We start from the raw sequence: 26,253 nt of genomic DNA, 5'->3' as shown, positions 1-26,253 counted from the left end.
TATCCCATCTATCATCTATTAAGTGTACCGTATTATTTCACCAATTATTAGGTATTAATACCTTTAAACGTGCTAAAAAATACGTACTTGTCATCACATCTTGTCTATTATAGCACTATTTATGCACAAGGATAAATGTGTAACTTTTCTAAAAATACTAATTTCGACGTAAATCAGATAATCTATACGAAATCCATGCAATTCTTATTCAAACATAGTAATTAAATCTTCTTCTGTAATATAACTTTCACGTGGTTTGCTACCTCTAGCCTCGGATACAAAGCCGTGAGATTCTAACATATCAATTAAACGAGCAGCACGATTATAGCCAATGTGGTATTTACGCTGAATAAGGGACGTAGAAGCTCCTCCCTGTTCAAACACAAATCGGCAAACTTCCTCAAATAAATCATCCTGCTCTGCAGAAATCTCCGTTTTCTTCAAAAGCTCCTCCTGATCAAAAATATAATCAGGCTCACCTTGCTCACGGACGTGTTCTATAATCGACTCGATTTCATCATCAGTCACAAATGTTCCCTGTAATCGTACCGGTGCAGACATACCGTTCCCTAAATATAACATATCGCCTCGTCCAAGTAATCTTTCCGCTCCTTGCCCATCTAAAATCGTACGAGAATCTATTTGTGAAGATACTGCAAATGCAATACGTGTAGGAATATTTGATTTAATAAGCCCTGTAATCACGTCAACGGACGGTCTTTGTGTCGCAACAATTAAATGGATACCACATGCACGTGCCTTTTGTGCAATACGACAAATTGCTTCCTCAACATCTGCTGGAGACATCATCATTAAATCAGCCAACTCGTCAATGACTATAAGCATATAAGGTAATTTAAGGCTATGTTCATTATTTTTATCTGCTAATGCATTGTAACGTGTAATATCACGCGCACCTGCATGAGCAAATAGCTGATAACGCCGCTCCATCTCCTCCACTGCCCATTTTAATGCAGCTGTAGCAGCCTTAACATCAGTAATAACAGGGCTAACTAGATGAGGAATATGATTAAACGGTGCCAGCTCGACCATTTTAGGGTCAATTAGCATTAGCTTTAATTCATGTGGAGCAGCTTTATATAACAAACTAACCAAAATCGAATTTATACAAACTGATTTTCCTGAGCCTGTTGCCCCTGCAATTAAACCATGAGGCATTTTACGTAAATCAATGGTTACAGGTTTCCCAGTTAAATCCAGCCCCAAAGCAGCCTCTAGTGGTGATTCTGATTCAAGGAAAGAGGCACTATTTGTTACTTCTGATAATCGAACAGCACGAGATACACGGTTCGGAATCTCAATCCCAATTGAACTCTTTCCAGGAATAGGCGCTTGGATACGGATATCTTTCGCCGCTAATGCGAGCTTTAAATCATCTGCCAGATTACGGATTTTACTAACCTTTGTGCCATGACTCACTGTTATTTCAAATTGTGTGACGGCAGGTCCTTGCATGATGGATTCGATTTGAGCGGACACTTGGAAATAAGATAATGCTTCAACTAAAGTATCTCCCTGCTGCTCCATCCACTCTGTATCCTGTGTTTTTTCCTCAGGTGGCTCTAAATATTCATCCGTTGGCTTTTGATACACATGAACAGGATTTGGAGGATTTTCCTTCTCTTGTCCTTCGAGAGTTTCATTTGAAGACTGCTCTTGATCATCCGCTTCAACAGGCTCTTCCTTTAGTAGCAACTCAACATTTTCACTGTGATCCTCATGTTCAGTGATGGATGTTGCCTCCAAATCAGTAGTTGCTGAAATTTCATGATAGCTATCTATTTCGATAGCTGTTTTTTCTAAGGTCGATACGCTGGACACTGTTGCTACTGGTGACATTGTAATAACAGAGACACTATCTGACGAAGCATTGATTGGAGAATTTTGAATAGATGACTCATTTTTCTCCACCTGTTGAGATGTTACTTCTTCTTCCTCTAGCTCTAATTCAATAATCTGAGTAGAAACTGCATGTTTTATTTCTTCTTGTATGGATGGTATCAATGGATGTTCATCATCTAAACTTATCGTTTCAGAAGATTCCTTTTGCTCATCTTGTTTTTTTTCAACTACCGTAGATGGCTTTATATTTTTGGATTGTTGTTGAATTCGCCATTTCTCTTTATCCGTTTTTAACATTAATACATTAAAAGGAATACGACTTCTATCTTGCTTAGGGATAGCGTCAAATGATTGACCTTCTAACATTTCCTGCTCAATAACTTCATTTACTGCAGGTTGAACTACTGTTACCTCACCTATATGAATTGTAGAATTTTCAATTTGAACCTGCTCCACAATGACTTCTTTTACATGAATTTCTGATTGGTCCGCAGTAAGTTGCTCGACATCCAATTCATGCTGAACGGCTTCCTTTACTTGATCTTCGAAGGCAACAGCAAAAGAGGTTGTTTGCGGAAGGGGCAATTCTGCTTTCACCACTTCGTTTGGATCGCTTATTTCTTGTGAAAAATCCTCATCAAACGTAATCGGTTGCTTCGTTGATGCTTCAAAGGTTTCTGGCATTTCAAATCGTTCAGAGATATCTTGCTGAACTGGGCGAATTGGCTCTTTTTCTTCTATTATATTTTCGAAAGCCTGATTTGTTGTCGTTTCTTTTAAAACCTTAGGTTCTGCAGGAATTGAAAACTCCTTTTTATCGAGTTCTTCCTTGCGTTTATCCAATAATTGTTCGATAGGACTAGGCTTTGCAAAACCATAAACCGGCGATGGTACATCACTCGGCACAAAACGTTTTCGATTAGCAGGCATACTATTTTCTACCGTTCTTTCAGGTGAAATATTATTCTCTTTTGGTTTAGGTATTGGCTGTTCATTTTGTGCATCTCGAAAAACAAGACTTGCTTTTGAGCGGTATCCCTCTTCAGGCTGACTTTTTGTAATGGTAGTTCTGCCAGTCCGCTTTGAACGATTAGCCAATAATTCCCTAATGCCAGAAACCTCCACATCATAAACACTTGAATCAACAATATGATTATTTAAATGCTTTGGCAATGATAAGTCTTCGATTTGTCCATAATAATCATCTTCCATTTGATTAAATGCTTCTTTTGGTTGTGGTGTTGATGTTGGTGAAGGTGACGTTTCCATATCCTCAATTAACGGGAAACGAAAAGTTTTTGGCTTTGATGCAGGTGCTTCCTTCACATGCTGTTCAGTCTGTTCATCATAGTTTTCATACATTTCTTCATACTCATATTCGTATTCACTGTCTTCTTTATTTATAAATTTATTAATTTGTTTTTTAAACCAATTCACTCTGTTTCACTCATTTCTCATACACTTCATTTATAGCATCGTCTATGTAAACTAACACAATGTCTATATCAAAAAGCATACCATAAAAGTGGTATAGAAACTTGTATTTAGAGGCTCTCCATACAAAAAAATCGTTATGCTGCCAGCATTTTTAGCAGCAAAACGATTTTACGAATATATCTTTTATTTTAACGTGTCGGTGCTTCAAATGTGCTACCAATTGTTGCATCTTCTGGTAACACTAAAATCCCTTTTTCTGAAGGGGCATTTGGTATAGCAAGTTCGCGCGCTGAGCACAGCATCCCATGTGAATCCACACCACGTAAATTCCCTTCTTTAATAAGCATTCCAGAAGGCATCACTGCACCAATTTTCGCGACCACAACCTTCTGACCTGCTTCCACATTCGGTGCTCCACAGACAATTTGTAATGTCTCCTCACCTACATTTACAGTACAAACGCTTAATTTGTCAGCATTTGGATGTTTGTCCTTTGTTTCTACAAGACCCACTACAAATTTTGGCGTAAAATCTACATCTAAGCTAATAGCAGCCCCATTTTTAGTAATAGCAGCTTCTATCTGTGCTACTAATTCAGGTGTTACTTCAACAAGACCCTTAGCTTCTGTTTGTACGTAGCTGCTTGCATTAAATAAGTTAAATGCCTTTATTTCGCCTGTTTGGGCTTCTTTTAAAATAGCAATATCACCAGCACGCTCTACTTCTGTTTTTACAATTGCCTCCGTTGCTAACTGAACTAGCAATACATCGCCAACATGCTCTTTGTTATAAAATACGTTCATTGTTTTTCTTGCTCCTTTTTCACTCTGTTTTTTGCTAATATAAAAATTGGTTCTAGTTCCCCATCTTCATAGACAAAAGATAATGAGGTAATCGGGACAGTTCCGACAGTAAAGAAATGCATTGTCATCTGTGCTAATACATCATACCCTGTTTCATTCCGAATATCACCTATAATTAGGACATCCTGATGTGGCACAGATAATGTCATATCCCCCTCAATTTTCGTGCTCATTTCTATTAAAAAGCTCTGATTTAAGATGCGACTTGCATCATACCCATCATTGGCATTGACAAAATAAAAAATATTTCCTGCCACTTCATCTTTCTTATAAACATTTGGTAGTGTCTTCACAGAAAAACGTGCCATTTCACGTATCTGTTCCTCAGTTAATTCTAATACCTCTAACATGGATACATCTAGAAAACGATAGGTTTTTCCTAAATCAAGCGCATAAAAAATACGTGTTTCAGCTGTATGCTCAGTAGTAATGAATGCATGTCCTTCTTTTGAAGCTTTGGGGTAGGATGTGGAGCGAATGACAGGATAAATTTGAGTAGTTGCTTGGAATCCTTGTACCTTTTCTTGCTCCATCGCCTGGAAGGTTTGCTCAATTGTATAAACAACTTCATCGATTGCAGCTTCCTGCTTTTCATTATACTTCGCTAAAATACCTGGAAGAGATAGTTCCATTCCTTTACCAGTTTTTTTATGGTTCAAGCGCAATTTATCATGCTTCTTATTAAATTCAAAATCGAATTTTTCTTCATTTAAACGTTGTTTCAATAGGGAGACAAGTTGCTCCGATTTAATCTGTTTCACCTTGCTCACATCCTTCTCTACATTTCATTTAGTGTAATTGCTATAGTTAAACAGATAATACCTTCTTGTTCCTTGCCTCTTAAGCTCTAGGAAATCGAAATGAAAACGGTTCACCTGTTTGTGAACCGTACTGTTCAAAACTATCCAATTATTTAATCTTAACCGAATGCACGATTTTCGTCATCTCTGATAAATTCTCTTCTATACTTTTTGCCTGAGAAATAGTTGTCATTTTTATACCACCACTGCTTACAATTAGCTCAAATTCATTCTCATTATCAGTTTTAGAAACAGCAGAGAAACCGAAAATGCCATTCTTTTCATAGGTATTTTCTTTAATAATTTCTCTCGAACTATCCTCTTTTAGCAGATTATAATAAAGTTTACTATCCGTGTCTTCACGGTCATTAATGAACAGAATAAAACTTTCTTTTCCCTTTGCTATTAATATATTATATGAATCTGAGCTATCTTCAACTTTAAAGTGAGAAGGTAAGTATAATTCTACATTCCCAATTTTATCTGTATGCTCCGCAGGCTCCTCTGCAAAAACTGTTTCTGTTATTTGAAGCCCATTGCTAATTTGGTCATCAACAGAATGATTGCAGCCAGAAAGTCCCAACAGCACAAGCATTAATCCTGCTGCACGTAGCCATGTATGAGACATGTCTCTCTTCCTTTCATTGCAAACTTTTTCTCTATTTTAAAAAAATTCTTGCAAAGTTGCAACTTCACTATTCCATTATCACTAATTCTCTCGAACTATTTATGTGCTAATGTGAACAAATATTGACCAATCAAAAGAGAGACAATATGTTCAAACATCACCTGGCGGCTTACTAACCCTTGTGTAAAAATACCCACCGCGCCTACACCCTGACGAATATCTCTTTGCTGAGTAAATTGCTCCATCACAGGACCTAATTCTCTACCTGCTCTTATTTCCTGGGCAATCGATTCTGGTAATAGTATTTGTGCACCAGCAGCCGTATAGGTTGTGCCATTTGCTACAACAAGGGCCCCCCAATTACAAACATACATTAAACCATCAATCTCTGTTACGCCGCCTTCTAAGCCAAATGATAATTGAGCACTAGTTTCAATCATTGCATTTTTAGCTCGATTGATTGCACCTAATCTTGTTTCTTCATGAGTCATAGGTTGATTAGACACTTGTGATGCAGCCTTAATATAAGTAAACGTTGGATTATCTAAATGTTTTCTAACAATTATTTCAACGGCTTCTATCTTTGCTTTGTTTGTTGTACCAATAGCGATATACATGTCTAAATACCTCTTTCTTTACATAGAAAAAGATGCCCTTTAAGGCATCTTTTCATCCTATATTATACATTAGCGCGGATCGTCTCTAATGTCGAACGATCTGCTTTTTTCACTAATTCTACAATTAGAGCCTTTGCAGCAGCATAGTCATCAATATGAATAATAGAAGCAGAAGTGTGAATATAACGTGAGCAAATACCAATAACTGCACTTGGCACTCCGTCATTTGCTGTGTGCACACGACCTGCATCTGTGCCTCCTTGTGACACAAAATACTGATACGGTATATGATTAGATTCAGCTGTATCTAAGATGAATTCACGCATTCCTCGATGAGTAACCATTGTACGGTCAAGAATACGTAATAAAGTCCCTTTACCTAATTGACCAAATTGATTTTTTTCTCCTGACATATCATTCGCTGGAGAAGCATCTAAGGCAAAGAATAAATCAGGTTTAATCATGTTTGCAGATACTTGAGCACCGCGTAAGCCAACTTCTTCCATTACGTTCGCTCCAGAATATAAATGGACTCCAAGTTTTTCATGTTGAACTTCCTTCATTAACTCGATTGCCAATCCACATCCATAGCGATTATCCCATGCCTTTGCCATAATTTTTTTTGGATTAGCCATTGGTGTAAATGGACAAATAGGAATAATTGATTGTCCTGGTCGAACACCTAGAGCAATCGCATCTTCTTTATTATCAGCACCAACATCTATTAGCATGTTTTTAATTTCCATTGGCTTTGAACGCTCAGCATCTGTTAATAGATGTGGTGGAATCGATGAAATTACACCAGGTATTGCTCCATTTTTCGTAAACACTTCAACGCGTTGTGCCAGCATTACCTGATTCCACCATCCGCCTAGCGTTTGAAAGCGAATCATGCCATTATCTGTAATCGACGTAACCATAAATGCTACTTCATCCATATGACCAGCAACCAATACTTTTGGTGCATCAGCAATTTCGCTATGCTTTACACCAAATATACCCCCTAAATTGTCCTGAACGATTTCATCCGAGTATTTTTCTAACTCAGTACGCATGAACTCACGAACAGCATGCTCGTTCCCAGGAGCACCTGGCAATTCTGTTAATGTTTTAAATAAATTCTTTGTTTCCTCATTCATGATGACTCTCTCCCCACGAAGTAGAATATTCTTCCTTGCCTATTGTATCATATTTATTTCCGATTTCGAAATATTGATACATTTACTAAAACCGCTAAAGTGTGAACGTGCATTCACTCCCTGTCCTATGCTAAAATGAAGATATAGAAAAAGGAGGAAAGAAGCATGAAATTACGTGATTTTTTAATTGGTGTCGCAACTGGTCTAGCTGCCGCAGTCATTATTAAAGAAGCAAGTGAAAAAGTTTCTCCATATGTACCCGCAGGACAAGTACTTGAAAACATAAAAAAGGAATTTAAAAAAGATGCACCCATCGATGGGTCTTGGATTTATATGAAAACAGACGATTTCACAAATGGCATTATGACAATACCAGTATATCGTGGAGGAATCTCTCGTATGCATGCGGGAGAAATGCAAACATTTGAATTTGCCGCGGATGCCCGTTCTGGTGTAGTGGTAGAGCTAATAGAAGTATAGCCATCTCTTTTACACAAAGAAGCCATCTCAGTTGAATGAGATGGCTTCTTTGCTTTACTCAGATAGTCCTTTATTATTAAAGTATTTTTTATACTTTCGATAATAATTCAAATTATTTAACGTTAGCTTGACCCAACGCTTGGCATTCATATCCTCATTAAAATAGAGAGAATTTGTATATTTTCCTTCACGAATTAATTTTTTCGCTTCTAGCTTAAGCTTTTCATTGGATGCATACTTGAATAATACCCCTTTAGGAATAATCATCCATAAATGCTTGTCCTGTACATATGTTAAATCCTGCTCAATATTTAACATATGATCGTCAGCTACATACTTCATTAAATTATGACCACTTGCTGTTACATAATAACTTGAGCGTCCATTACGTAAGTTAATTTCAAAAAGCTTATACTGTTTGTCACGAACATCGTATTTCATATCAAAGTTAGCAAAGCCTGTATAACCGATATCCTCTAAGAAGGAACGTACCTGATCCAGTAACTCTTTATCATATGTGGTAACGATGGCTGCGTAACTGCCAATTCCCTCTGGCGAGTGCTCTTCTAAAATTGGATTACCTAAACACATTAGCTTAACTTTGCCGTCTTTGCCAACATAGGCATTTAATACACGCATATACGAATCATCACCTGGAATAAATTCCTGAATGATCATTGTATCCTGATAGCTTGAGCTATAGATTGCTTTTAAAATAGCTGTTTTTTCATCTTCATCATATGCAACAAAAACTTTTTTCTTACCAGGGAATTTACATGCCCAATATTCAACCGAATTCGAAGCCTTTAGAATAATCGGATAATCGAATGGTGGTATAAAATCTTCATAATTATCAGCTGTAACTGTCGTAGTACCTGGGTACTTAAAATTGTACTTATCACACATTTTGTAGAAATTTTCTTTTAACAAAATTTCATCCATCAGCGATTCATCAATATAAGGCACTGTAAAATGCTCCTGCAGTGCTGGCTTATTTTTAATAATAAGCTTTGCGTAATCATCACCACAGGCTAATAGTAGTAGCTTTTTATTAGCATATTTTTTTGCTACCTGTTCAAGGGCGGGTGCAAATACATCCTGTTCATTTAAGCGGTCTATCTCCTGAAAATCTAAAATATGACTATCTTGTGTAGCTGTTAAATGTGAACGTCCTAATACAAGTGGCTTTATGCCATATGCCTCATAAAATGCTCGTGCCATACCGTATGCATTCATATCTGACCCTAATAGTATCGGTAAAAATGGTTGCTCAATTGCCATGTAATTTCAACTCTCTTTTATGTTTTAGTATCGTTTTTAAGTGTATCATATTTTCCAAAATGTTCACGGAAAAAGGTCAAAAAAAGCAAGGTATAGACAATTAATCACCAATACTTCGACATAATAAATTCTACCATTATTCGCTTTGTAGAAATCTATTTAAACAGGACGCAAGGAGAAAAACTATTCATTCCAATTAATTAGACCCCAGCGTAATTACATCTGGATTTTATCGAGCTCGCTTGAAAGGCTCCTTTACAAAATTTGTGACATCCTCTAGAGACTTTAGGCCAACAGATGTTTTTTGTGCGAAAGCGTAGTGCTAACGCAGCGGCAGCAACACGATGCTTGTCACTCAGGCGTGAAGATCTTAGCCTCAGTTCCTCTATTTCAGCAGGTGTTTTATCCCGCTGAAATAGAGGTAAGAGTATTCTGTTAAATCAAGATAAATTAAAAAGCGTGCAAACTGTTAAGTTTGCACGCTCTTTACTTATTAAAATGTAATGACAGCTTGTCTGCTACGCTCAAGTTTATCAACTATTTCCTTACCTGTTTCATCCCACTTAATCATACGATAATATGCATCATGATAGAAAATAAAACCATAACCATTTGCTAGTGCTTCTTTCATAATACGTTCCTTTGCAAAGACACTTGCCATTGGATAATCATCATACGCTAAAACCCATAATGGATTTTGATGTGCATGTGTTGGCATGATATCTGCCATATGCAGCAGCACTTCACCATTTTGAGTTAATTTAATAACAGCATGTCCATTACTATGACCGCCAGTATGAATCATTTCTATACCAGGCACTACCTCAAGCGTACCTTCATACGTTTCAACTAAATGCTGAACAGGCTCCCAGTTTTCTTTCCAATACGTATTTTTTGAGCGAATATTTGGTTCTCGCATCTCATCCCATTCAATTTTCGTCACGAAAATTTTGGCATTCGGGAAAGTTGGTACAAGTACATCATCTTCCCATCGCGTTAAACCGCCAGCGTGATCGAAATGCAAATGCGTCATTAATATTGCATCAATATCTGCCGTTGTTAATCCTAGCTCCTGTAAGCTATCCAATAATGTTGATTCTTCAGTAACACCAAAATTACGAAGCTGCTTTTCATTTAATTTGTTAAAGCCAACACCTGTATCAACAAGATAATTTTTACCTTCAAATTGAATTAAAATTGGCTCAGTTGGTAACTCAACTTGATTTTTTTCATTTACTGGATATTTGCGTGACCAAAGTGGTTTTGGCACGACTCCAAACATAGCACCGCCATCAAGGCAAGTGACACCCCCATTTAGCCATGATAATGACATATTGTGAAACTGTAACTGATCCATCCATACTCCCCCTATTTAGTAATGAATTGCGATTCTAGACGATAAATTGGCTGTCCTTTAGCAGAAAATTTCTGCTCATACTCAGTCATAACATTATCCTCAGGCATATCCGCATGTAGGTCGAGTGATACATACTTTAGCAACATACCATATTCAGAAATACTAGTTAATGAATATTCAAACAAACCACGGTTGTCCGTTTTAAAATGGATCTCCCCATTATCCACTAAAATCGACTCATATAATTTCAAAAAATCCCCATGCGTTAAACGTCGCTTTGCATGACGCGTTTTCGGCCAAGGATCTGAGAAATTCAGATACACACGATCTACATCATTTTTTACGAAATATTTATATAAATCTGCGCCATTTACTTTTAATAATCGTAAATTCGCTGGAGATTTAGCCTCTATAATTTTTTCCAAAGCACATACAATGACACTGTCATAAAGCTCAATGCCAATATAATTAATATCAGGATTTTGTAAGGCCATACCAGTAACAAATTGTCCTTTTCCAGTACCTACCTCAATATGCAGCGGGTTGTCGTTGCCGAAAACAGTCTGCCAATTTCCTTTAAAGTCTTCAGGATTTGGAACAATCACCTCTGGATGACTTGTAATCATTTCCTCCGCCCAAGGCTTATTTCTTAATCTCAATTTTCTTCCTCATTTCTTTCATGTAAAATTATTGATTTTTTATAGTATAACGTATTACTATAAAATTCGCATGAAATTATTGCGAAATGATATTATTAGCTTTTTCTGCTACAACATGCCAAGCTTCACGTTGAACAGCACAATAGATGTTTGTTCCATAATCAATTTCCCCAATATAGTTACCATCTGTATGACAATCAACATGCTGTGATTGCAGCAATATTTCAAATGCATTGCCTTGTAAAAATGTAATTTCTTTGAATTTAGTATGCTTACCAAAAAATACAGTAATAAACACAAGTAATAACTTAAGACGTGAAATACCATGAACGATTGTTAGTTCTATTTTCCCATCATTAGGTTTGGAGCAAGGAGAGATTTTCATGCCTCCTCCGAAATAAGGATGATTACTCATCGCGACAAACCATGTCTGCTGGAACTGCCATTGTTGATTGTTTGTACGAATAGTTACATCAAAGCGTTCAAAGCTAAATAATCCTCTAACTACAGCTGTAGCATAGGATAACTTTCCAAGCCCTATTTTATTGAGATAAAACTTCAAACGAGATTTATTAATGTGCTTTGTAACAAAAGCATCAAAGCCTACACCCGCATTATTAACAAATATCTCACGCTGAAGTGCTCCAAGCTGAATGGTACCAGCATCCATCGAAAGGCTAGACATATTTGCCTGTATATAAGTTTCAATTTGTAGAGCATTTTGAAATGTTGTGAAATATCGAGCAAAATCATTCCCAGAGCCAGCACGCACCACACCAATAATTATATATTCATTATGTACAACACCACTAACAACCTCATGTATCGTGCCATCACCGCCAACAATAACCAATAGTTTTTTTGTTTGCGCATTTTGAGCCCATTGCTTTGCAAGTTTTTGTCCATGTCCTTCATATTCTGTGAAGACAACTTGATAGCCGATTGTTAAATGACGTTGAAGCTGACGCCAAACCTTCTTACCTTTTCCATTACCTGCTGCCTCATTCACAATAAATAATACTTGCATGCATTAATCCTCAGTTTGCTGAGAAGATTGCTGCCAAATATCCCGATTAAAGGATGTCGTTTGTACATTATTTAAAATCGTTTGGGCAGCACGAATTTGCATATGCTTCATTGGAGAGGATACCTTTTTTAAATACTCCATCCATCCTCCATAATTACGATAATCAATAAATTGTATACCATATGGTGATCCCGGATAGTCAAAATAACCATTACGTGTTAAAACAACTTTACGAATTGGCATGTCAATATTGTCCTGCTTAAATAATTGCGTTAATACAGATTCCATACGACTTAAATTAATCGTTGGATTCAGGACCTTAGAATCCTTTGTTCCTACCTTTTTAATCCAGAATCGATCACTGCCTCCCACGTAAACTGCCTGATTCTCCGCTTCTAATACAGTAATACAAATACATTCTGTTGGTGACATTAGGACAACATCAAGTTCTATGGGTGCTTTTCTTATTTGTAAAATCGGGTAATAAAAAAGTAAATAATTATCAGGTAATTGCTGCAACAAATTACGTAGTAAGGAATCACGCATAAAACGAGGATCGACATATGACTTTTCACGTAATGTTGAACTCGCCCATTTCATCTGAAAATGGAAAAATTGATCGATAAACATTCTTTTTAGTTCATGGATAGACTGTGGTGCATAGACAATTTTCGGTTCAAATGTTAATGTTGTTTCTTCTTCTGGAATACTGTCCTCATCACTGACTAATTCATTTGAAATTTCGAGTTGTTCAATATCTTCTTTTTCTTCCTTGTGACGACCAGCAAATAATTTTTTTAATAAAGAAAAGCGTTCTTTTTCCTCAAAGGGTTCTTGTTCAGCAACAGAATCAGCATGCTGCCATTCAGTAATATCTTCTCCAAGCTCCCACTGTCTTTTGACACGCTCCCACTGATTTTTCTTTAAACGCACAAATTGTGTGGGATATCTTGCTAAGTCAATTTGATAACGTGAAATATAATCTTGTAATTTCACTAATTGTGCCATTTTACGGTCACTCCATTCTTACTTGCCCTCTATGTAATCATTCCTTTTTGAATGAAGGAAGTTAATCGCTTCGCTTTTATTACATCGACATTTGCTTTCCAAATATAAATCTCTATAGTTTAATCTATCTTATTTATTTTACATGACGGTACAGGAGAAAACATCCATAATTTGCTCTATAATGTAAAACTTCAATCAGCAAACGATCACTTTTCCCACACCTATACCTTTTACGAAAAATAAATTACGCCACAGTGTAATTGCGTCTGGATTTTTTTGAGCTCGCTCGAATAGTTCTTCCTCAAAATCTATGACATCTGCTGAATCAAGATAAAAGAACTACCCTAATAGCTTGGTATAAACCAAAATTAGGGTAGTTCTCTCGAAATATTTACTTAGCATTAATTGAAAGTGGTAATTTAGCCTCAAAAGCTTGCTGTAATTTACGAGTCCATACACCCGGAACTCCAGCACCAATTTGCTTGCCATCCACATCAATAACAGGAGTAACTTCAGAAGATACTGATGATACAATGATTTCATCCATTGTTAATAAATCTGCCTTCGTCATTGGCTCTTCTATTACTGGTAAATTAATTTCCTCAGCACATTTTAAAATCACTTGGCGTGTAATCCCGTTTAAAATAAAGTTATTTGCTGGATGTGTATAAAGTTTACCATCTTTAATACCATAAACATTGGCTGATGAGCATTCTGTAACAATATCACCACGGTGTAAAATCGCTTCATAGCAGCCTTTTTCTGATGCTTCTTGTTTTGCTAATACTGCACCAAGTAAATTTAATGATTTGATATCACAACGTAACCAACGAATATCCTCAACAAAAGTTGCCTTTACGCCTTTTTCAAAATTTTCATAGGCGCGCTCGCCAGCTTTTACATTACCAGTTAATACTGCTGGAACACTTGCATCTGGGAAGATATGATTACGAGAAATTGCACCACGTGTGATTTGGAAGTAAACATGACCTGTGTCTAAATTATTTTTTTCAATAAGTTCATGTAATAATTTGTGTAATACATCTTTTGTATAAGGAATGACTAGACGAATTTTATCGGCACTTGCGTAGAAACGATCAATATGTTCCTGTGCTGTGAACATGTTTCCGTTATAAACTTTGATTACTTCATAAATTCCGTCACCAAATTGGTAACCTCTATCTTCTGGTGATACTGTAATAGATCCTTCTTCAACGATTTGATCATTCCATAATGAATATGCCATGTTTCGCTCATCCTTTTCATATTTGAGTTATTTTCTTCCTGCAAGTTCAACAATTGCTTCAGCATATATAGCTGCTGCTCTGACTAGGTTTTCAACGACAACAAACTCATCCGCACGATGCGCTACATCAGGTTCACCTGGGAATAACATACCGAATGCTACACCCTTTTTCATCACACGTGCATACGTACCGCCACCTGTAGAAAGCAGTGGTGTTTCGTAATCACCTGTCTGACGCCTATAGATTTCCGTTAGTGTTTGAATGAATGGATCATTTTCACTTACATAATGAGGTTTCGAGTCATCCCGAATATCCAATGAAAAACCTTTCGTCACAGTGAAGCGTTGTGCAGCCGTAATTTTCTTTTCAAATGGATATGTGACAGCATAACGCATACTGATTACCAAACTGCCGCCTTTAGCCACATCATAGCTTACAATACCTGGATTTAATGTTGTTTTCCCAGACATTTCATCCTCAAATTGTAAATTTAATTGATGACCATAATGGTCTTGGTAAAAAACATCTGCGATAAAGTCGACAAATTGCTTACTTGCCTCTGTCGTCAATTCTTGTTGTAAAAATGCTGCAAGATAAACAGCTGCATTGACACCTTTTTCTGGCTCCATTGCATGGGCTGCTTTACCTTTGATAGTTATTATATAGCGAGAACCCTCTATTAATAAAGTGCCTTCTAGCTGATTTTTGCTTAAAAATGTTTGAAAATTCAGTTCGAACCGTTGAGAAACAAACTGAACCTTCGCTTCTGCAAAATCAGGTACCATATTTGGGCGCTTTCCAGCATTAAATAGTAGTAGCTGTTCTTTCGTTGCATCACCTATTTTATTTTGAGAGAACACAAGCTCTGCAATGCCCTTTTCAGCATTAATGAGCGGGAAATCCGCATCTGGTGCAAAACCTATTGACGGCATTTCCTCCCGTTTAAAGTAGTGGTCGACACAGCGGAAGCCTGTTTCTTCATCCGTACCAATAATCATACGTACTCTTTTATTAAGCTGAATACCTGCATCCTTAACAAGTTTCATGGCCATCCACGCAGCTACTGTTGGACCTTTATCATCAATCGCACCACGAGCATATAATTTTCCATCTGCAATGGTGCCACTAAATGGCGGGTATGTCCAATCAGCTTCATCCCCAATAGGGACAACATCAACATGACATAAAATACCTAATATATCTTCACCAGTACCCATTTCAATGTGTCCAGCATAATTATCGACATTTTTCGTTAATAGCCCTTCAGCCTGACCTTTAGCTAGCAACCATTCCAGTGCTTTAAGTGGACCATCACCAAAAGGTACTTCAGAAGTGATCGTTTCCTCATCCAAAACACTATTAATTTGCACAAGCTCCTGTAACTCTTGTATTAATTCATCTTGCCTTTCTTTTGCAACTTGTAACCAATCCATATGGTATACCTCCTTTAAATTATCAATTACGCCCCAGCGTAATAAAACAGCATTTATCTCGCCGCCTTTAGAGGTGGGAGTATTCTGTACCTGTGCTATGCTTTCGTACAGTAAAGATTTGCTACTGTCGCTATGCTTTCGCACAGTAAAGATTTGCTGAATCAAGTTAAACATTATTCTACACCTTACAACATATAGAACAATCATCTTTCTGACAACTATTTTCAGTATCAACTACTAAGACTACCACATATAGCATGTTTTTCACGCATTCCCACAAAATACAGTATAAATTTTTTGTTTTTATTGTAAATTTCTCTTGCATTCACTAGAAAATCAACTAATTTTTCTATATAATAAAGTTATCAGAATAATTGTTCTGAATATAAAAATAGAAAAGGGGATGTCTAAGGCAGCTACTTATCAGCCTAAGTGCACTCCGCACATATTGTCGTCCGCTAGTCTTTGCCAAGAGAATTAAGATGAAGGAGTGGTTCATTTAATGAAACCAACTACTGATCGAATGCTTAATCGTATTAAAGACGTGTACATGTTTATTTTAGACAAAGGAACCGTGTCTACACAGGATTTAGTCGAAGAGTTTAGTATCACTCCTCGCACCGTTCAAAGAGATTTGAACGTGTTAGCCTTTAACGATTTGGTAATGAGTCCAAGTCGAGGCAAATGGACAACGACGAAGAAAAAAGTTAAAATGACGTCTTAGTTTTACGTTGAGTACGTAAAGCATTGAGTATGGAAAAAGAATGGCCTTTCGTCGGGGTCATTCTTTTTTGTTCGTCATTTTTTAGACAATTGAAAACTCCTCTTTTTGCTCAATTATGAGAAAGGAATGTTCAATTAAAGCCTCATTCCACTCAACTATCTGAAAACAAAAGCATTCCCATTTCACTTACGTTTCTTACCATCAATCCTCACCTTCATTATTTTGACTATTTACAGTTGCTTAACAATCCGTTAAACTCGAAACATTCTACATGTTGAGAGGAGGATTTAATATGAAATTGTCTAAGATGTTTCATCCATTAGTTTGGATTATTCTTGGCGGAACGATTTTCACACGTATTGCAAGCTTTATGGCAATGCCCTTTTTAGCAATCTATTTACATAATGAAATTGAAGCCTCCCCTTTACAAATCGGGTTGACAATTGGTATTGCTCCACTCATTTCTACTATTGGCGGATTTTTTGGTGGTTACCTAACAGATCGTTTTGGTAGAAAAAGTGTTATTCTGCTGACGATTATTATTTGGAGTCTTGTATTCTTTGGCTTTGCAACGGCTCATGTAGTTTGGTATTTTGTATTATTCAATGCTTTGAATGGACTTTGCCGTTCTTTCTTTGAACCTTCGACACAAGCATTAATGATTGATTTTACACCTGCTGACAAACGAAAAAGATTATTTTCTCTTCGCTATACGGCTATTAACATAGCAGCGGTTATTGGTCCGATCATTGGTGTTTATATTGCTCAATTGTCTAGTCCAAGTATTCCATTTATGCTAACAGGAATTATGTATATTGTTTATGCTGTATTTTTATTTTTCGTGCTGAATCGTTACGAAATGCAACAGCCAAAAGCTACAACACAAACAAAAATACTACAAACCTTTTCATTATTATTAACAAATCGTGTTCTACTAAGCTTTATTTTTGGAGCCATTTTAATCAATATTGGCTATTCTCAATTCGATTCAACATTGCCACAAGTTATTGAGCTTAAAATTGAAGACGGTGCCAAACTCTATTCGCTACTTATCTCGCTAAATGCAGCGGTTGTTTTATTACTCCAATTACCAATTAGTATTGTATCAGAACGTTTTTCATCCACTGCTACTCTTTTAGTAGGCGTTCTGTTCTTTGCATTCGGACTATTATTGTTCGGCTTCTCCAATAACTATTCGCTTTATATTATTGCGATGATTATCTTTACGATTGGTGAAATTTTTGCCTTCCCAACGATGAATGTCATGATTGATGAGATTGCACCTGATACACAAAAGGCAACTTATTTAGGAGCTGCACAATTCAAAAATTTAGGAGGCTTTCTTGGACCAATTATCGGTGGATGGCTGTTAACGCATTATATCAACGCATTGTTTGTAGTAATTGCTGCACTTGTATTATGTAGTTGCTTCTTCTATAAATCTAAGCTGAAGCCACAATAAAAACGCTCCATAGCTTGAAGTGAACCCTTTGGATTTACTAACAAAAGCTATGGAGCATTTTTTATACTATTAAACTTTAGCGTAGCTCTCTTCAGCTTCTTCAAAGCTCGTGTATTGATCTTTACCAGCATTTTTTGACTGATATAACGCCTTGTCCGCACGCTCAAACAAGCTTCTTTCTGACTCATCTGGATGAAAACAAATGGCTCCCCCCATACTGACTGAGAGGACAGACCATTGATCGATATTGGCATTGTCTACATGCTTATAATGACGGAACTTGTCCAATATCGAATTGGCTAACTGACGCATATTTTCTGTCTTTGTGTCATACAAAACAATTGCAAATTCATCTCCGCCAAACCTCACAACAATGCCATTATTTCCTACCTCCTGTTTTAAAATTCTTGCAGTATCGATCAGGATTTTATCGCCAGCGCCATGTCCAAACTGATCGTTCACTAGCTTGAAATTATCCAAATCTATCAACAATAAGCCTGGTTGATTCTCCTTTCGTTTCCTTAAAAGATTGTCCATTTTTCTAATATAAGTAGCTCGATTAAAGACATTTGTTAGCGGATCATATGTTGCAAGATGGATAGTTTTAGAAAGGATTTTGTTAATGACTATAAGCATAATAAATGAAGTTCCTAACGCAATACAAAGCAATAGCCAAAACTGCTTCGTATTTTTAGATAGTGCCTCTAATTCTGTATAATTCCCATACTTTACATATATTATCCTTTTCGTAGATTCACCACGAATTGTTTCGGCTTCATATGGTAAAAAACGATACTTTTCAATAAAGCCATTTGAATATTTCTTTTGAAATTCTGTTGGCTTCATCGACTTTTTAGCTAGCTCAAAATGTTCTTGAAATATTGCTGTTTGATCCTTCACCGTAATTTTAGCGGGTTTTGAATCGTCAAAGAAAACGCCACCCGCATTTATTGTTTGCACTTCTATTAAATCCATATATTTATCAACTAAATAGTTCGAGGTCTTCCCAAAATTAAAGGTTTGAAAGACAGGATCATTTAATAAATCAATACCTAGCTCTAATAAATATTTCTTATCAGGTGTCGCTAAATAACCAAACTTCCGATATCCTCCAGTAGTCGTCGAGATATCTATGCCATCATTATAGTATTCTCCACTCGTTCGACGCTCATCTAGTAGAGTAGAAAATCGTTTACAGCATAAGGAAAAGTTTAATCCTTTATCTTTTTCAAAAGTTGTATAAATAACCGTATTGGATTGATCAATTATGTATACATCCATGCCATTCTCGTTTTTTATTTTTTGTAAATCCCATGTTGCCACTTTTGGATTTTCTTCATAATATGTAACTAGCTTTCGGAGTACTTGCTCCATCTTATCTGAAAGATTTTGATCAAAATAAAAATGCGCATTATCTACAGTTTGCATATCAGTCAAAATATGATTTTCAATTAACGCCCTATTCATGGATTCTTGTTGTTCGATATCTGCCACTAGTATTTGCCTGTTTACATAAGAAATCACTGCAACCAATATTAGGGCAAAGGCAATTAAGGAGATTAATAATTTAATTCTAAGGTTTTTCATGCACGTATCCTCTATTATTTTCCCACAATCATTTTTCTGAAGTTTTTTGAAATTAGTTCTAAAGACTAAATAATAAACTTATTAAAGGTTACATTATATTATACAGTGACTGGTTTATGAATGTATATAAAAATACCTCGATACTAATTCGTATTAGCATCAAGGTACTTATTAATCCCTATTTTGTAAGTCATCTAGTTCTTTTGTAGTTAATTCTCTATATTCTCCCAAAGCTAAATTGTCATCAAGCTTTAGACTTCCCATTGATAAACGTTTTAAATAGGTAACACGTTTACCAACTGACTCAAACATACGCTTCACCTGATGAAACTTACCTTCTTGAATGGTTAGCTCGATTTCCGATTGAAGATCAGATTTTAAGATATTGAGCTCCCCTGGTTTAGTCATATAACCGTCGTCCAACTCTACACCCTGTGCAAATTTTTTGCAGTCTTCCTCTGTCACGAGTCCTGCTATTTGTGCATAGTAAACTTTAGGCACATGTTTTTTGGGTGATAATAAATTATGCGCTAGCTGACCATCATTCGTTAGTAGCAGTAATCCTTCTGTATCTTTATCTAAACGCCCAACTGGAAAAGGCTTAAAATGTTGATGTAAGGGCTCTAACAAATCAATGACCGTGTCATCTTGTACATCCTCTGTTGCAGAAATAACGCCAGGAGGTTTATTCATCATAAAGTATACAAATTCTGTATAAACAACACGTTCACCAAAAACGGAAACATCTTGTTTTTCAGGGTCTACATGTAATGCTGCATCCTTTACATATGCTCCATCTACAGTTACTGCCTTTTGCTTAAGAAGCTGCTTCACTTCCTTGCGTGACCCATACCCCATATTTGCTAGCAATTTATCTAAACGCATAAATCCTCCTATTTAATTCCAAGTTTGTTCGTAATTTTTGTTAGTCGTTCACCGAGTAGTTTCTGAGCTAAGCCTAGACGTAAAGATAAATAACCGTATACCCCAACGCCTACGCCAGCACAGATAACTGAGTAAACAAATGCAGAGAATTTTCCATCTACTGGTCCCATCACTAAGCCTAACAGCTTATGCACGATCAATACACTTATTACCATTGCTAGAGTCAAAATAGAGATGAGCATGACACGGCGAAGAACCATCTCTGATTTGTAATTTAGTGCTGTTCTTAGTACTAACATATTAATAATAATTGAAACACCATAGCCAATTGCTGTGGCAAGAATGGCTCCATCAGCCTCAATCCATCGAATTAAAGGAATGTTAATCGCTAGCTTGACAAAAATACCCGATAATAAGCTAAAGACAATCCATTTTTGGAAGTCAATTCCCTGTAATAAAGCTGCTGTTACTTGGAACAATGCAAATAAAATAGCAACAGGCGCATAGTGAGCTAAAATAGTAGCCCCCATTTCACTTTCAGAATAGAGCATAAAGTATATTTCATTCGCTAACAACGAAATACCTACTACAGCAGGTAATGTAATAAAAATTAATATTTGATAGGTCTTATCCATTGCATGTCGCAGTGATAAATATTCACCCTGTGTAAAATACTTAGTAATCGTCGGTACTAACGCCATCGAAAAACCTGTTGCTAGCATAACCGGAATAATCACAACCTTATGTGTTGTAAAGTTTATCATTGATAAATACTTATCGGTTACCTCTGCTAAGCCTATGGATGTCATTGCACCGTTAAACGTTAACATATCCACTAGTTGGAATAATGGATTGGCAATACCTACGAATACCATTGGAATGGAATACGTAATAACTTCTTTATAAATATTGGACATTGGCAGTTGGGTAGATGTAACACTCTGACTGCGCAATAAGTTAAATTCAGGTTGATATTTTTTCCAATAATAATAGAGCACCATCAATCCACCAATAGCCCCGATAAAGGCAGCGAATACTGCAAAGGAAACGGCTGTTTGTGGTTTGCCATTAAAGACAACTACTACTAGGAATGATCCACCTAATAACACAACAATACGAACAATTTGTTCAACCAATTGCGAAACTGCTGTAGGCTCCATTTTGTCATAACCTTGGAAAAATCCACGCCAAAGACTCATAAATGGTACAACAATTAAAGCAAAGCTAACCCAACGAATAACGGAAGCAATTTGCTCGACTGTAAATGCCTGCTCATCACTTTTAATGACAAGACCCGCTATTGGTGTAGCTAATATAAAAAGGGCAGTAAATGCGGCCAGACCAGTTATCATCATAATCAGTATGCCTGATTTCATAAGCTTGCGACCTGATTGATAATCACCAATGGCATTATATTTAGAAACAAACTTAGATACAGCAATTGGCGCTCCCGAGATGGCTACTGCCAGCATAATCGAATAGGGAATGTATGCATATTGATAGAGTGCAATATTTTCCTCACCCACAATTGCATAAAACGGAAAAATATAAATTAATCCGAGTACTTTCGATAAAAACATCCCCATTGTTAATATCGCAGTACCTTTCATTAAATTGGACATTGTACCCATCCATTCATCGTAAAATCAATAATTTCATCGTAACACACAGAATAACATTTGGAAAATATTCACTATAATCAGATTTATTGGTATCTAAGCGAGTTAGCTGCTTACTGAGTGATATTACTTGGTATTCGAGCAGTTCTACTAGTCCACTGAGAGAGTTTACTGGATACCCGAGCAGTTCTGACTGTCTACTGAGCAGTTTTACTGGATACCCGAGCAGTTCTGACTGTCTACTGAGCAGTTTACTGGATACCCGAGCAGTTCTGACTGTCTACTGAGCAGTTTTACTTGGTACCTGAGCGGTTTTGCCAGTCAACTGAGCGGATTTACTGGATACCTGAGCAGGTTACTCAATCTCAAGCAATTTCCACTTCTTTAGCAGCATGCAAACGCTGTCAAATATAAATTATAAGCACAATATAAGTAAACCAATTGTAATCTTAACATATTTATAGGTAAACAGACGCATTATTCCATCAAAAAGTTCTATCTATAGACGATTCCATCAAAAAGACAGTAAGTTTCTACCCACTAATTATAAAATGCTCAAAATAATCGGTGGAGATTAAAAAACCTCCACCGATTCAAAAGCTATTACATGTCCACAAAAAATTGTTTGTACCATACTAAAAATACATAGGCAGTCCAAATATAACGTCCTCGATTTGCCTTACCCTCATAATGCTCATCGAGATAGCCTACTAATTGCTTTGTATCAAAGAATTTATTGGCAAAATCAGTTGTAAACATCTCTTTTACCATGTTGTAGTATTTCTCTTCACGCAGCCAATGACGGATTGGCACTGGGAAGCCCAGCTTTGGACGTTTTGCCCATTCTTCTGGTAATTCCTGATGAGCTGCTTGACGAAGTACATATTTCGTATCAATGTCGTTGACACGATATCGTGATGGAATGTCCTTGGCTAATTCCATTACTTCTTTATCTAAAAATGGTACACGTAGTTCAATTGAATGCGCCATGCTCATTTTATCTGCTTTCAATAAAATATCGCCTGGCATCCATAGATTTAAATCTAAATACTGCATTTTTGTTACGTCATCATCGCCAGGTACTTCATCATATATACGTTTTGTAATGGACTTAACAGATGGACCATTTTTATAGTCTGGCTTTAATACATTTAATGCATCTTCTTCATCCCAGACAACCGCTTCACCTATAAAACGTTCTTCCACAGTTTGACCGCCTTTTACAAGGAAGCTTGTGTATTGATTTTTAGGTAATGCTTCTGCAATACCTCGGAATGCTTTACGAATACCAAAAGGAATTTTTTCGTATTGTTGCATTTTACCTGAGTTTTGATACCATGAGTAGCCGCCAAAAATTTCATCCGCGCCTTCACCTGAAAGGACGACTGTTACGTCCTTTGAAGCAAGCTCTGAAAGGAAGTATAGCGGTACAGAAGATGGATTAGATTGCGGCTCGTCCATATGCCATTGAATTTTTGGTAATGCCTCAAAGCATTCATCAGCTGTTATATATTTACGCTCATTTTGAATGTTTAATGTATCTGATAAATCTTTTGCTAGGTTTGTTTCATTAAACATATCTTCATAGTCAGAAAAACCAACAGAGAAGGATTTATCTGGACGCAGTAATGCCGTAATATAACTTGAATCAATTCCCCCTGATAGGAATGAACCAACCTTTACATCACTGATTTGATGTGCCTCAACTGATTCTCTTACTGTAGAACGAATGTCCTCTACATATTTTTCAATTGGTGCCTCTTTCGCATGGAATTTTTTATCCCAGTATTGCACAATTTTCTTTTTCCCACTTTGAATTAACATATAATGCGCTGGTGGTAGTTTAAAAACACCTTTAAAGAAGGTTTCATCCATTGATGAATATTGGAAAGTTAAATATGGACGAAGAGCATTTTTGTTTAATTCTTTTATAAAGGATGGATGGGGTAAGAAGGACTTAATTTCTGAACCGAAAATAAAGGTACTATCTGTTGTATTTTCTGAGTAATATAATGGCTTAATACCAAAGCCATCACGAGCAATGAATTGTAAATCATTCTTTTTATCCCAAATACAGAATGCAAACATACCTCGTAATTGCTTAACAAACTCTACACCATACTCCACATAACCATAAATAATAACTTCACTATCAGATTGTGTTTTAAATGTATGTCCCTTTGCAATTAAATCTTCACGCAGCTCTTGGAAGTTGAAGATTTCTCCATTAAATACAAGAACAATGTTACCATCTGCACTGTACAATGGTTGGTTTGCCACATCTGACAAGTCAATAATACTTAATCGTCGGAATCCTAACGTTACTTTATCGTCACTGTGAATACCACCGCTATCTGGTCCACGGTGAATAATTGTATTCATCATATTTTCAATCGTTTGATGATGATCGATTACATTTGTTCCATTAATATAGCCTATAAATCCGCACATTCTATTTTTCACCTCATAATTTAGTGCATAACCTTTTCCATAATAGCACGAATAGACGTTCATTTCATGCTGACAATACAGATAATGAAAAACTTTCATCGGGTAGCCTATTTTACATGAATAATCGTACACCGATTCTTCTATCTATCAAAAAACCACTTTTCATCTGTTTAGATGAGATAAGGAATTATAAAACACTTTCGTAATATTTTCAATGCGAAAGAAGCCCCTATATATAGACTTCATGTATAATAGGAAGGATTCCTAATTTGAATAGAAAGTGAGTTTCTATATATGTATGATGTAATTGTTATTGGTGGAGGTCCCTCAGGCTTAATGGCTGCAATCGCTGCTGGAGAACGAAAAAAGAAAGTATTACTAGTAGAAAAAGGGAATAAGCTTGGTAAAAAGCTTGCTATTTCTGGCGGGGGTCGCTGTAATGTGACAAATCGTTTACCTATAGAAGAAATTGTTAAACATATACCGGGTAATGGGCGGTTTTTATATAGCCCATTTACAGTTTATAATAATGAGGATATTATTTCCTTTTTCGAAGGGCTAGGCGTTGCTCTAAAAGAGGAGGATCACGGGCGTATGTTTCCTGTGTCTAATCGAGCGCAAGATGTTGTTGACGCATTAATTCGTCAATTACAGCGTTTGCATGTAGAAGTTCGGTTAAATACCCCTGTCAGTAAGCTATTAATGGATGATGAAAAAATTCTTGGTGTTCGCCTTGCAGACGGATTAGAAGTCCGGAGTGAGGCTGTAATAGTCGCTGTAGGTGGGAAAGCTGTTCCACAGACAGGCTCAACTGGTGATGGTTATCCATGGGCAGAGAGAGCGGGTCATTCAATTACAACGCTATTCCCTACCGAGGTTCCTGTGCTCTCGAAGGAGGACTTTATACAAAATCGTGAGCTTCAGGGATTGGCTTTACGAGAGGTTGCTGTTTCTGTTTTAAATAAAAAAGGCAAAGTGCTCGTAACCCATCAAATGGACATGCTCTTTACTCATTTCGGATTAAGTGGTCCTGCTATTTTACGCTGTAGTCAATTTATCGTAAAAGAATTAATGAAAACAGGTTATGAACCAGTGACAATCCGTATTCACACGCTTGTGCATTATAATGAAGAAACATGTCTGCAATACTTAAATAAGCTATGGAAAGTGGATTCAAAAAGGGCAGTTAAAAATGTGTGGAAAGGGATAGCCCCTGAACGATGGCTACTGTTTTTGTGTGAACGTGCTGGCATAGATGTACAGATGACAGGCACTGAAATAGCACAGGAAAAAATCCGTCATTTAGCTCGTTTGCTTGTCAATTTTACGATGACTGTAAGTGGTACACAATCACTTGAAAAGGCATTTGTCACTGGCGGGGGTATTTCTATTAAGGAAATAGAGCCCAAGACAATGGCCTCTAAGAAAAAGAATGGTTTATTCTTCTGCGGAGAAATCCTAGATATTCATGGCTATACAGGAGGCTATAATATTACATCTGCGCTTGTTACTGGACGTATCGCTGGAATGAACGCAGGACTTTAATAATTTACCACGTGAATAAGGCGCTTCTTATCATTGAAAAACGTGTCCTGGAAATAGGACACGTTTTTCATGTTGTTGAAATACTATTATGTCAATGACATCAAGGTGACAAATTAAAAAGTATAGCCCTTTTTCAAAACG

21 protein-coding genes are annotated in these 26,253 nt (G+C 36.7%); 4 read left to right on the top strand and 17 right to left on the bottom strand.

Going from position 1 to position 26,253, the window contains the following annotated elements; genetic code table 11:
• Positions 1–204 precede the first annotated feature (204 nt).
• From AC3WOM_RS17910 to AC3WOM_RS17885, 6 genes are all read right to left on the bottom strand, one after another.
• Positions 205–3,300 (bottom strand): DNA translocase FtsK, encoded by a 3,096-nt coding sequence (locus AC3WOM_RS17910; RefSeq protein ID WP_492447826.1) that lies wholly within the window; start codon positions 3,298–3,300, stop codon positions 205–207.
• Positions 3,301–3,488: 188 nt separating this feature from the next.
• Positions 3,489–4,103 (bottom strand): YtpR family tRNA-binding protein, encoded by a 615-nt coding sequence (gene ytpR, locus AC3WOM_RS17905; protein WP_492447825.1) that lies wholly within the window; start codon positions 4,101–4,103, stop codon positions 3,489–3,491.
• Entirely contained in the window at positions 4,100–4,924 is an 825-nt protein-coding gene (locus AC3WOM_RS17900; protein ID WP_492447824.1) for a DUF1444 domain-containing protein, read from the bottom strand. The genes ytpR and AC3WOM_RS17900 overlap by 4 nt, the downstream gene beginning before the upstream one ends.
• Before the next feature lie 148 nt (positions 4,925–5,072).
• On the bottom strand, positions 5,073–5,591 hold the full coding sequence (locus AC3WOM_RS17895; RefSeq protein ID WP_492447823.1) for a hypothetical protein: 519 nt from the start codon (positions 5,589–5,591) through the stop codon (positions 5,073–5,075).
• Positions 5,592–5,686: 95 nt separating this feature from the next.
• Positions 5,687–6,208, bottom strand: a complete 522-nt coding sequence (locus AC3WOM_RS17890) for a DUF84 family protein (RefSeq protein WP_427543006.1) — start codon at positions 6,206–6,208, stop codon at positions 5,687–5,689.
• A gap of 62 nt (positions 6,209–6,270) precedes the next feature.
• Positions 6,271–7,347, bottom strand: coding sequence for a M42 family metallopeptidase (locus AC3WOM_RS17885; RefSeq protein ID WP_492447822.1), 1,077 nt, complete (start codon positions 7,345–7,347; stop codon positions 6,271–6,273).
• 165 nt (positions 7,348–7,512) lie between these two features.
• Between AC3WOM_RS17885 and AC3WOM_RS17880 the strand changes: the two genes are divergently transcribed.
• Positions 7,513–7,827 (top strand): hypothetical protein, encoded by a 315-nt coding sequence (locus tag AC3WOM_RS17880; protein WP_283869213.1) that lies wholly within the window; start codon positions 7,513–7,515, stop codon positions 7,825–7,827.
• Positions 7,828–7,881: 54 nt separating this feature from the next.
• Here the strand turns inward: AC3WOM_RS17880 and AC3WOM_RS17875 are convergent, their stop codons facing one another.
• The 7 genes from AC3WOM_RS17875 to pepV form a co-directional block, all read right to left on the bottom strand.
• A complete protein-coding gene (locus AC3WOM_RS17875) occupies positions 7,882–9,108 on the bottom strand; it encodes a carboxylate--amine ligase (protein ID WP_492447820.1) in 1,227 nt (408 codons plus the stop codon).
• A 493-nt stretch (positions 9,109–9,601) separates the two neighbouring features.
• Positions 9,602–10,465, bottom strand: a complete 864-nt coding sequence (locus AC3WOM_RS17870) for a YtnP family quorum-quenching lactonase (protein ID WP_492447818.1) — start codon at positions 10,463–10,465, stop codon at positions 9,602–9,604.
• Positions 10,466–10,476: 11 nt separating this feature from the next.
• Positions 10,477–11,124 (bottom strand): tRNA (guanosine(46)-N7)-methyltransferase TrmB, encoded by a 648-nt coding sequence (gene trmB, locus AC3WOM_RS17865; RefSeq protein ID WP_427542992.1) that lies wholly within the window; start codon positions 11,122–11,124, stop codon positions 10,477–10,479.
• Positions 11,125–11,200: 76 nt separating this feature from the next.
• Positions 11,201–12,151, bottom strand: coding sequence for a diacylglycerol/lipid kinase family protein (locus AC3WOM_RS17860; RefSeq protein ID WP_492447816.1), 951 nt, complete (start codon positions 12,149–12,151; stop codon positions 11,201–11,203).
• 3 nt (positions 12,152–12,154) lie between these two features.
• Positions 12,155–13,159, bottom strand: a complete 1,005-nt coding sequence (locus tag AC3WOM_RS17855; protein WP_492447815.1) for a nuclease-related domain-containing protein — start codon at positions 13,157–13,159, stop codon at positions 12,155–12,157.
• A 391-nt stretch (positions 13,160–13,550) separates the two neighbouring features.
• The gene (dat, locus tag AC3WOM_RS17850) at positions 13,551–14,405 is read right to left on the bottom strand and encodes a D-amino-acid transaminase (RefSeq protein ID WP_492447814.1); all 855 of its coding nucleotides are present in this window, start codon (positions 14,403–14,405) and stop codon (positions 13,551–13,553) included.
• Positions 14,406–14,432: 27 nt separating this feature from the next.
• Positions 14,433–15,839: a dipeptidase PepV gene (pepV, locus tag AC3WOM_RS17845; RefSeq protein WP_492447813.1), complete on the bottom strand. Its 1,407-nt coding sequence runs from the start codon at positions 15,837–15,839 to the stop codon at positions 14,433–14,435.
• Between the two features lie 502 nt (positions 15,840–16,341).
• Here pepV and AC3WOM_RS17840 point away from each other — a divergent pair.
• A complete protein-coding gene (locus AC3WOM_RS17840; protein ID WP_036118795.1) occupies positions 16,342–16,563 on the top strand; it encodes a DeoR family transcriptional regulator in 222 nt (73 codons plus the stop codon).
• A gap of 292 nt (positions 16,564–16,855) precedes the next feature.
• Positions 16,856–18,025, top strand: coding sequence for an MDR family MFS transporter (locus AC3WOM_RS17835; RefSeq protein ID WP_492447812.1), 1,170 nt, complete (start codon positions 16,856–16,858; stop codon positions 18,023–18,025).
• A 69-nt stretch (positions 18,026–18,094) separates the two neighbouring features.
• Here the strand turns inward: AC3WOM_RS17835 and AC3WOM_RS17830 are convergent, their stop codons facing one another.
• From AC3WOM_RS17830 to asnB, 4 genes are all read right to left on the bottom strand, one after another.
• A complete protein-coding gene (locus AC3WOM_RS17830; protein ID WP_492447811.1) occupies positions 18,095–19,612 on the bottom strand; it encodes a GGDEF domain-containing protein in 1,518 nt (505 codons plus the stop codon).
• 171 nt (positions 19,613–19,783) lie between these two features.
• On the bottom strand, positions 19,784–20,497 hold the full coding sequence (locus AC3WOM_RS17825) for a pseudouridine synthase (RefSeq protein WP_492447810.1): 714 nt from the start codon (positions 20,495–20,497) through the stop codon (positions 19,784–19,786).
• 8 nt (positions 20,498–20,505) lie between these two features.
• Positions 20,506–22,119, bottom strand: a complete 1,614-nt coding sequence (locus AC3WOM_RS17820) for a putative polysaccharide biosynthesis protein (RefSeq protein ID WP_427542968.1) — start codon at positions 22,117–22,119, stop codon at positions 20,506–20,508.
• A gap of 600 nt (positions 22,120–22,719) precedes the next feature.
• Positions 22,720–24,567, bottom strand: coding sequence for an asparagine synthase (glutamine-hydrolyzing) (gene asnB, locus AC3WOM_RS17815; RefSeq protein WP_492447809.1), 1,848 nt, complete (start codon positions 24,565–24,567; stop codon positions 22,720–22,722).
• Between the two features lie 294 nt (positions 24,568–24,861).
• Here asnB and AC3WOM_RS17810 point away from each other — a divergent pair, with 294 nt between their 5' ends.
• Entirely contained in the window at positions 24,862–26,112 is a 1,251-nt protein-coding gene (locus AC3WOM_RS17810) for a BaiN/RdsA family NAD(P)/FAD-dependent oxidoreductase (protein ID WP_492447808.1), read from the top strand.
• Positions 26,113–26,253: the final 141 nt, after the last annotated feature.

It is taken from the genome of Lysinibacillus sp. FW301-JW8 (genome assembly GCF_058788755.1).
Note: the sequence above shows the minus strand (reverse complement) of the source record. Positions and strands in the feature narration are given on the sequence as shown.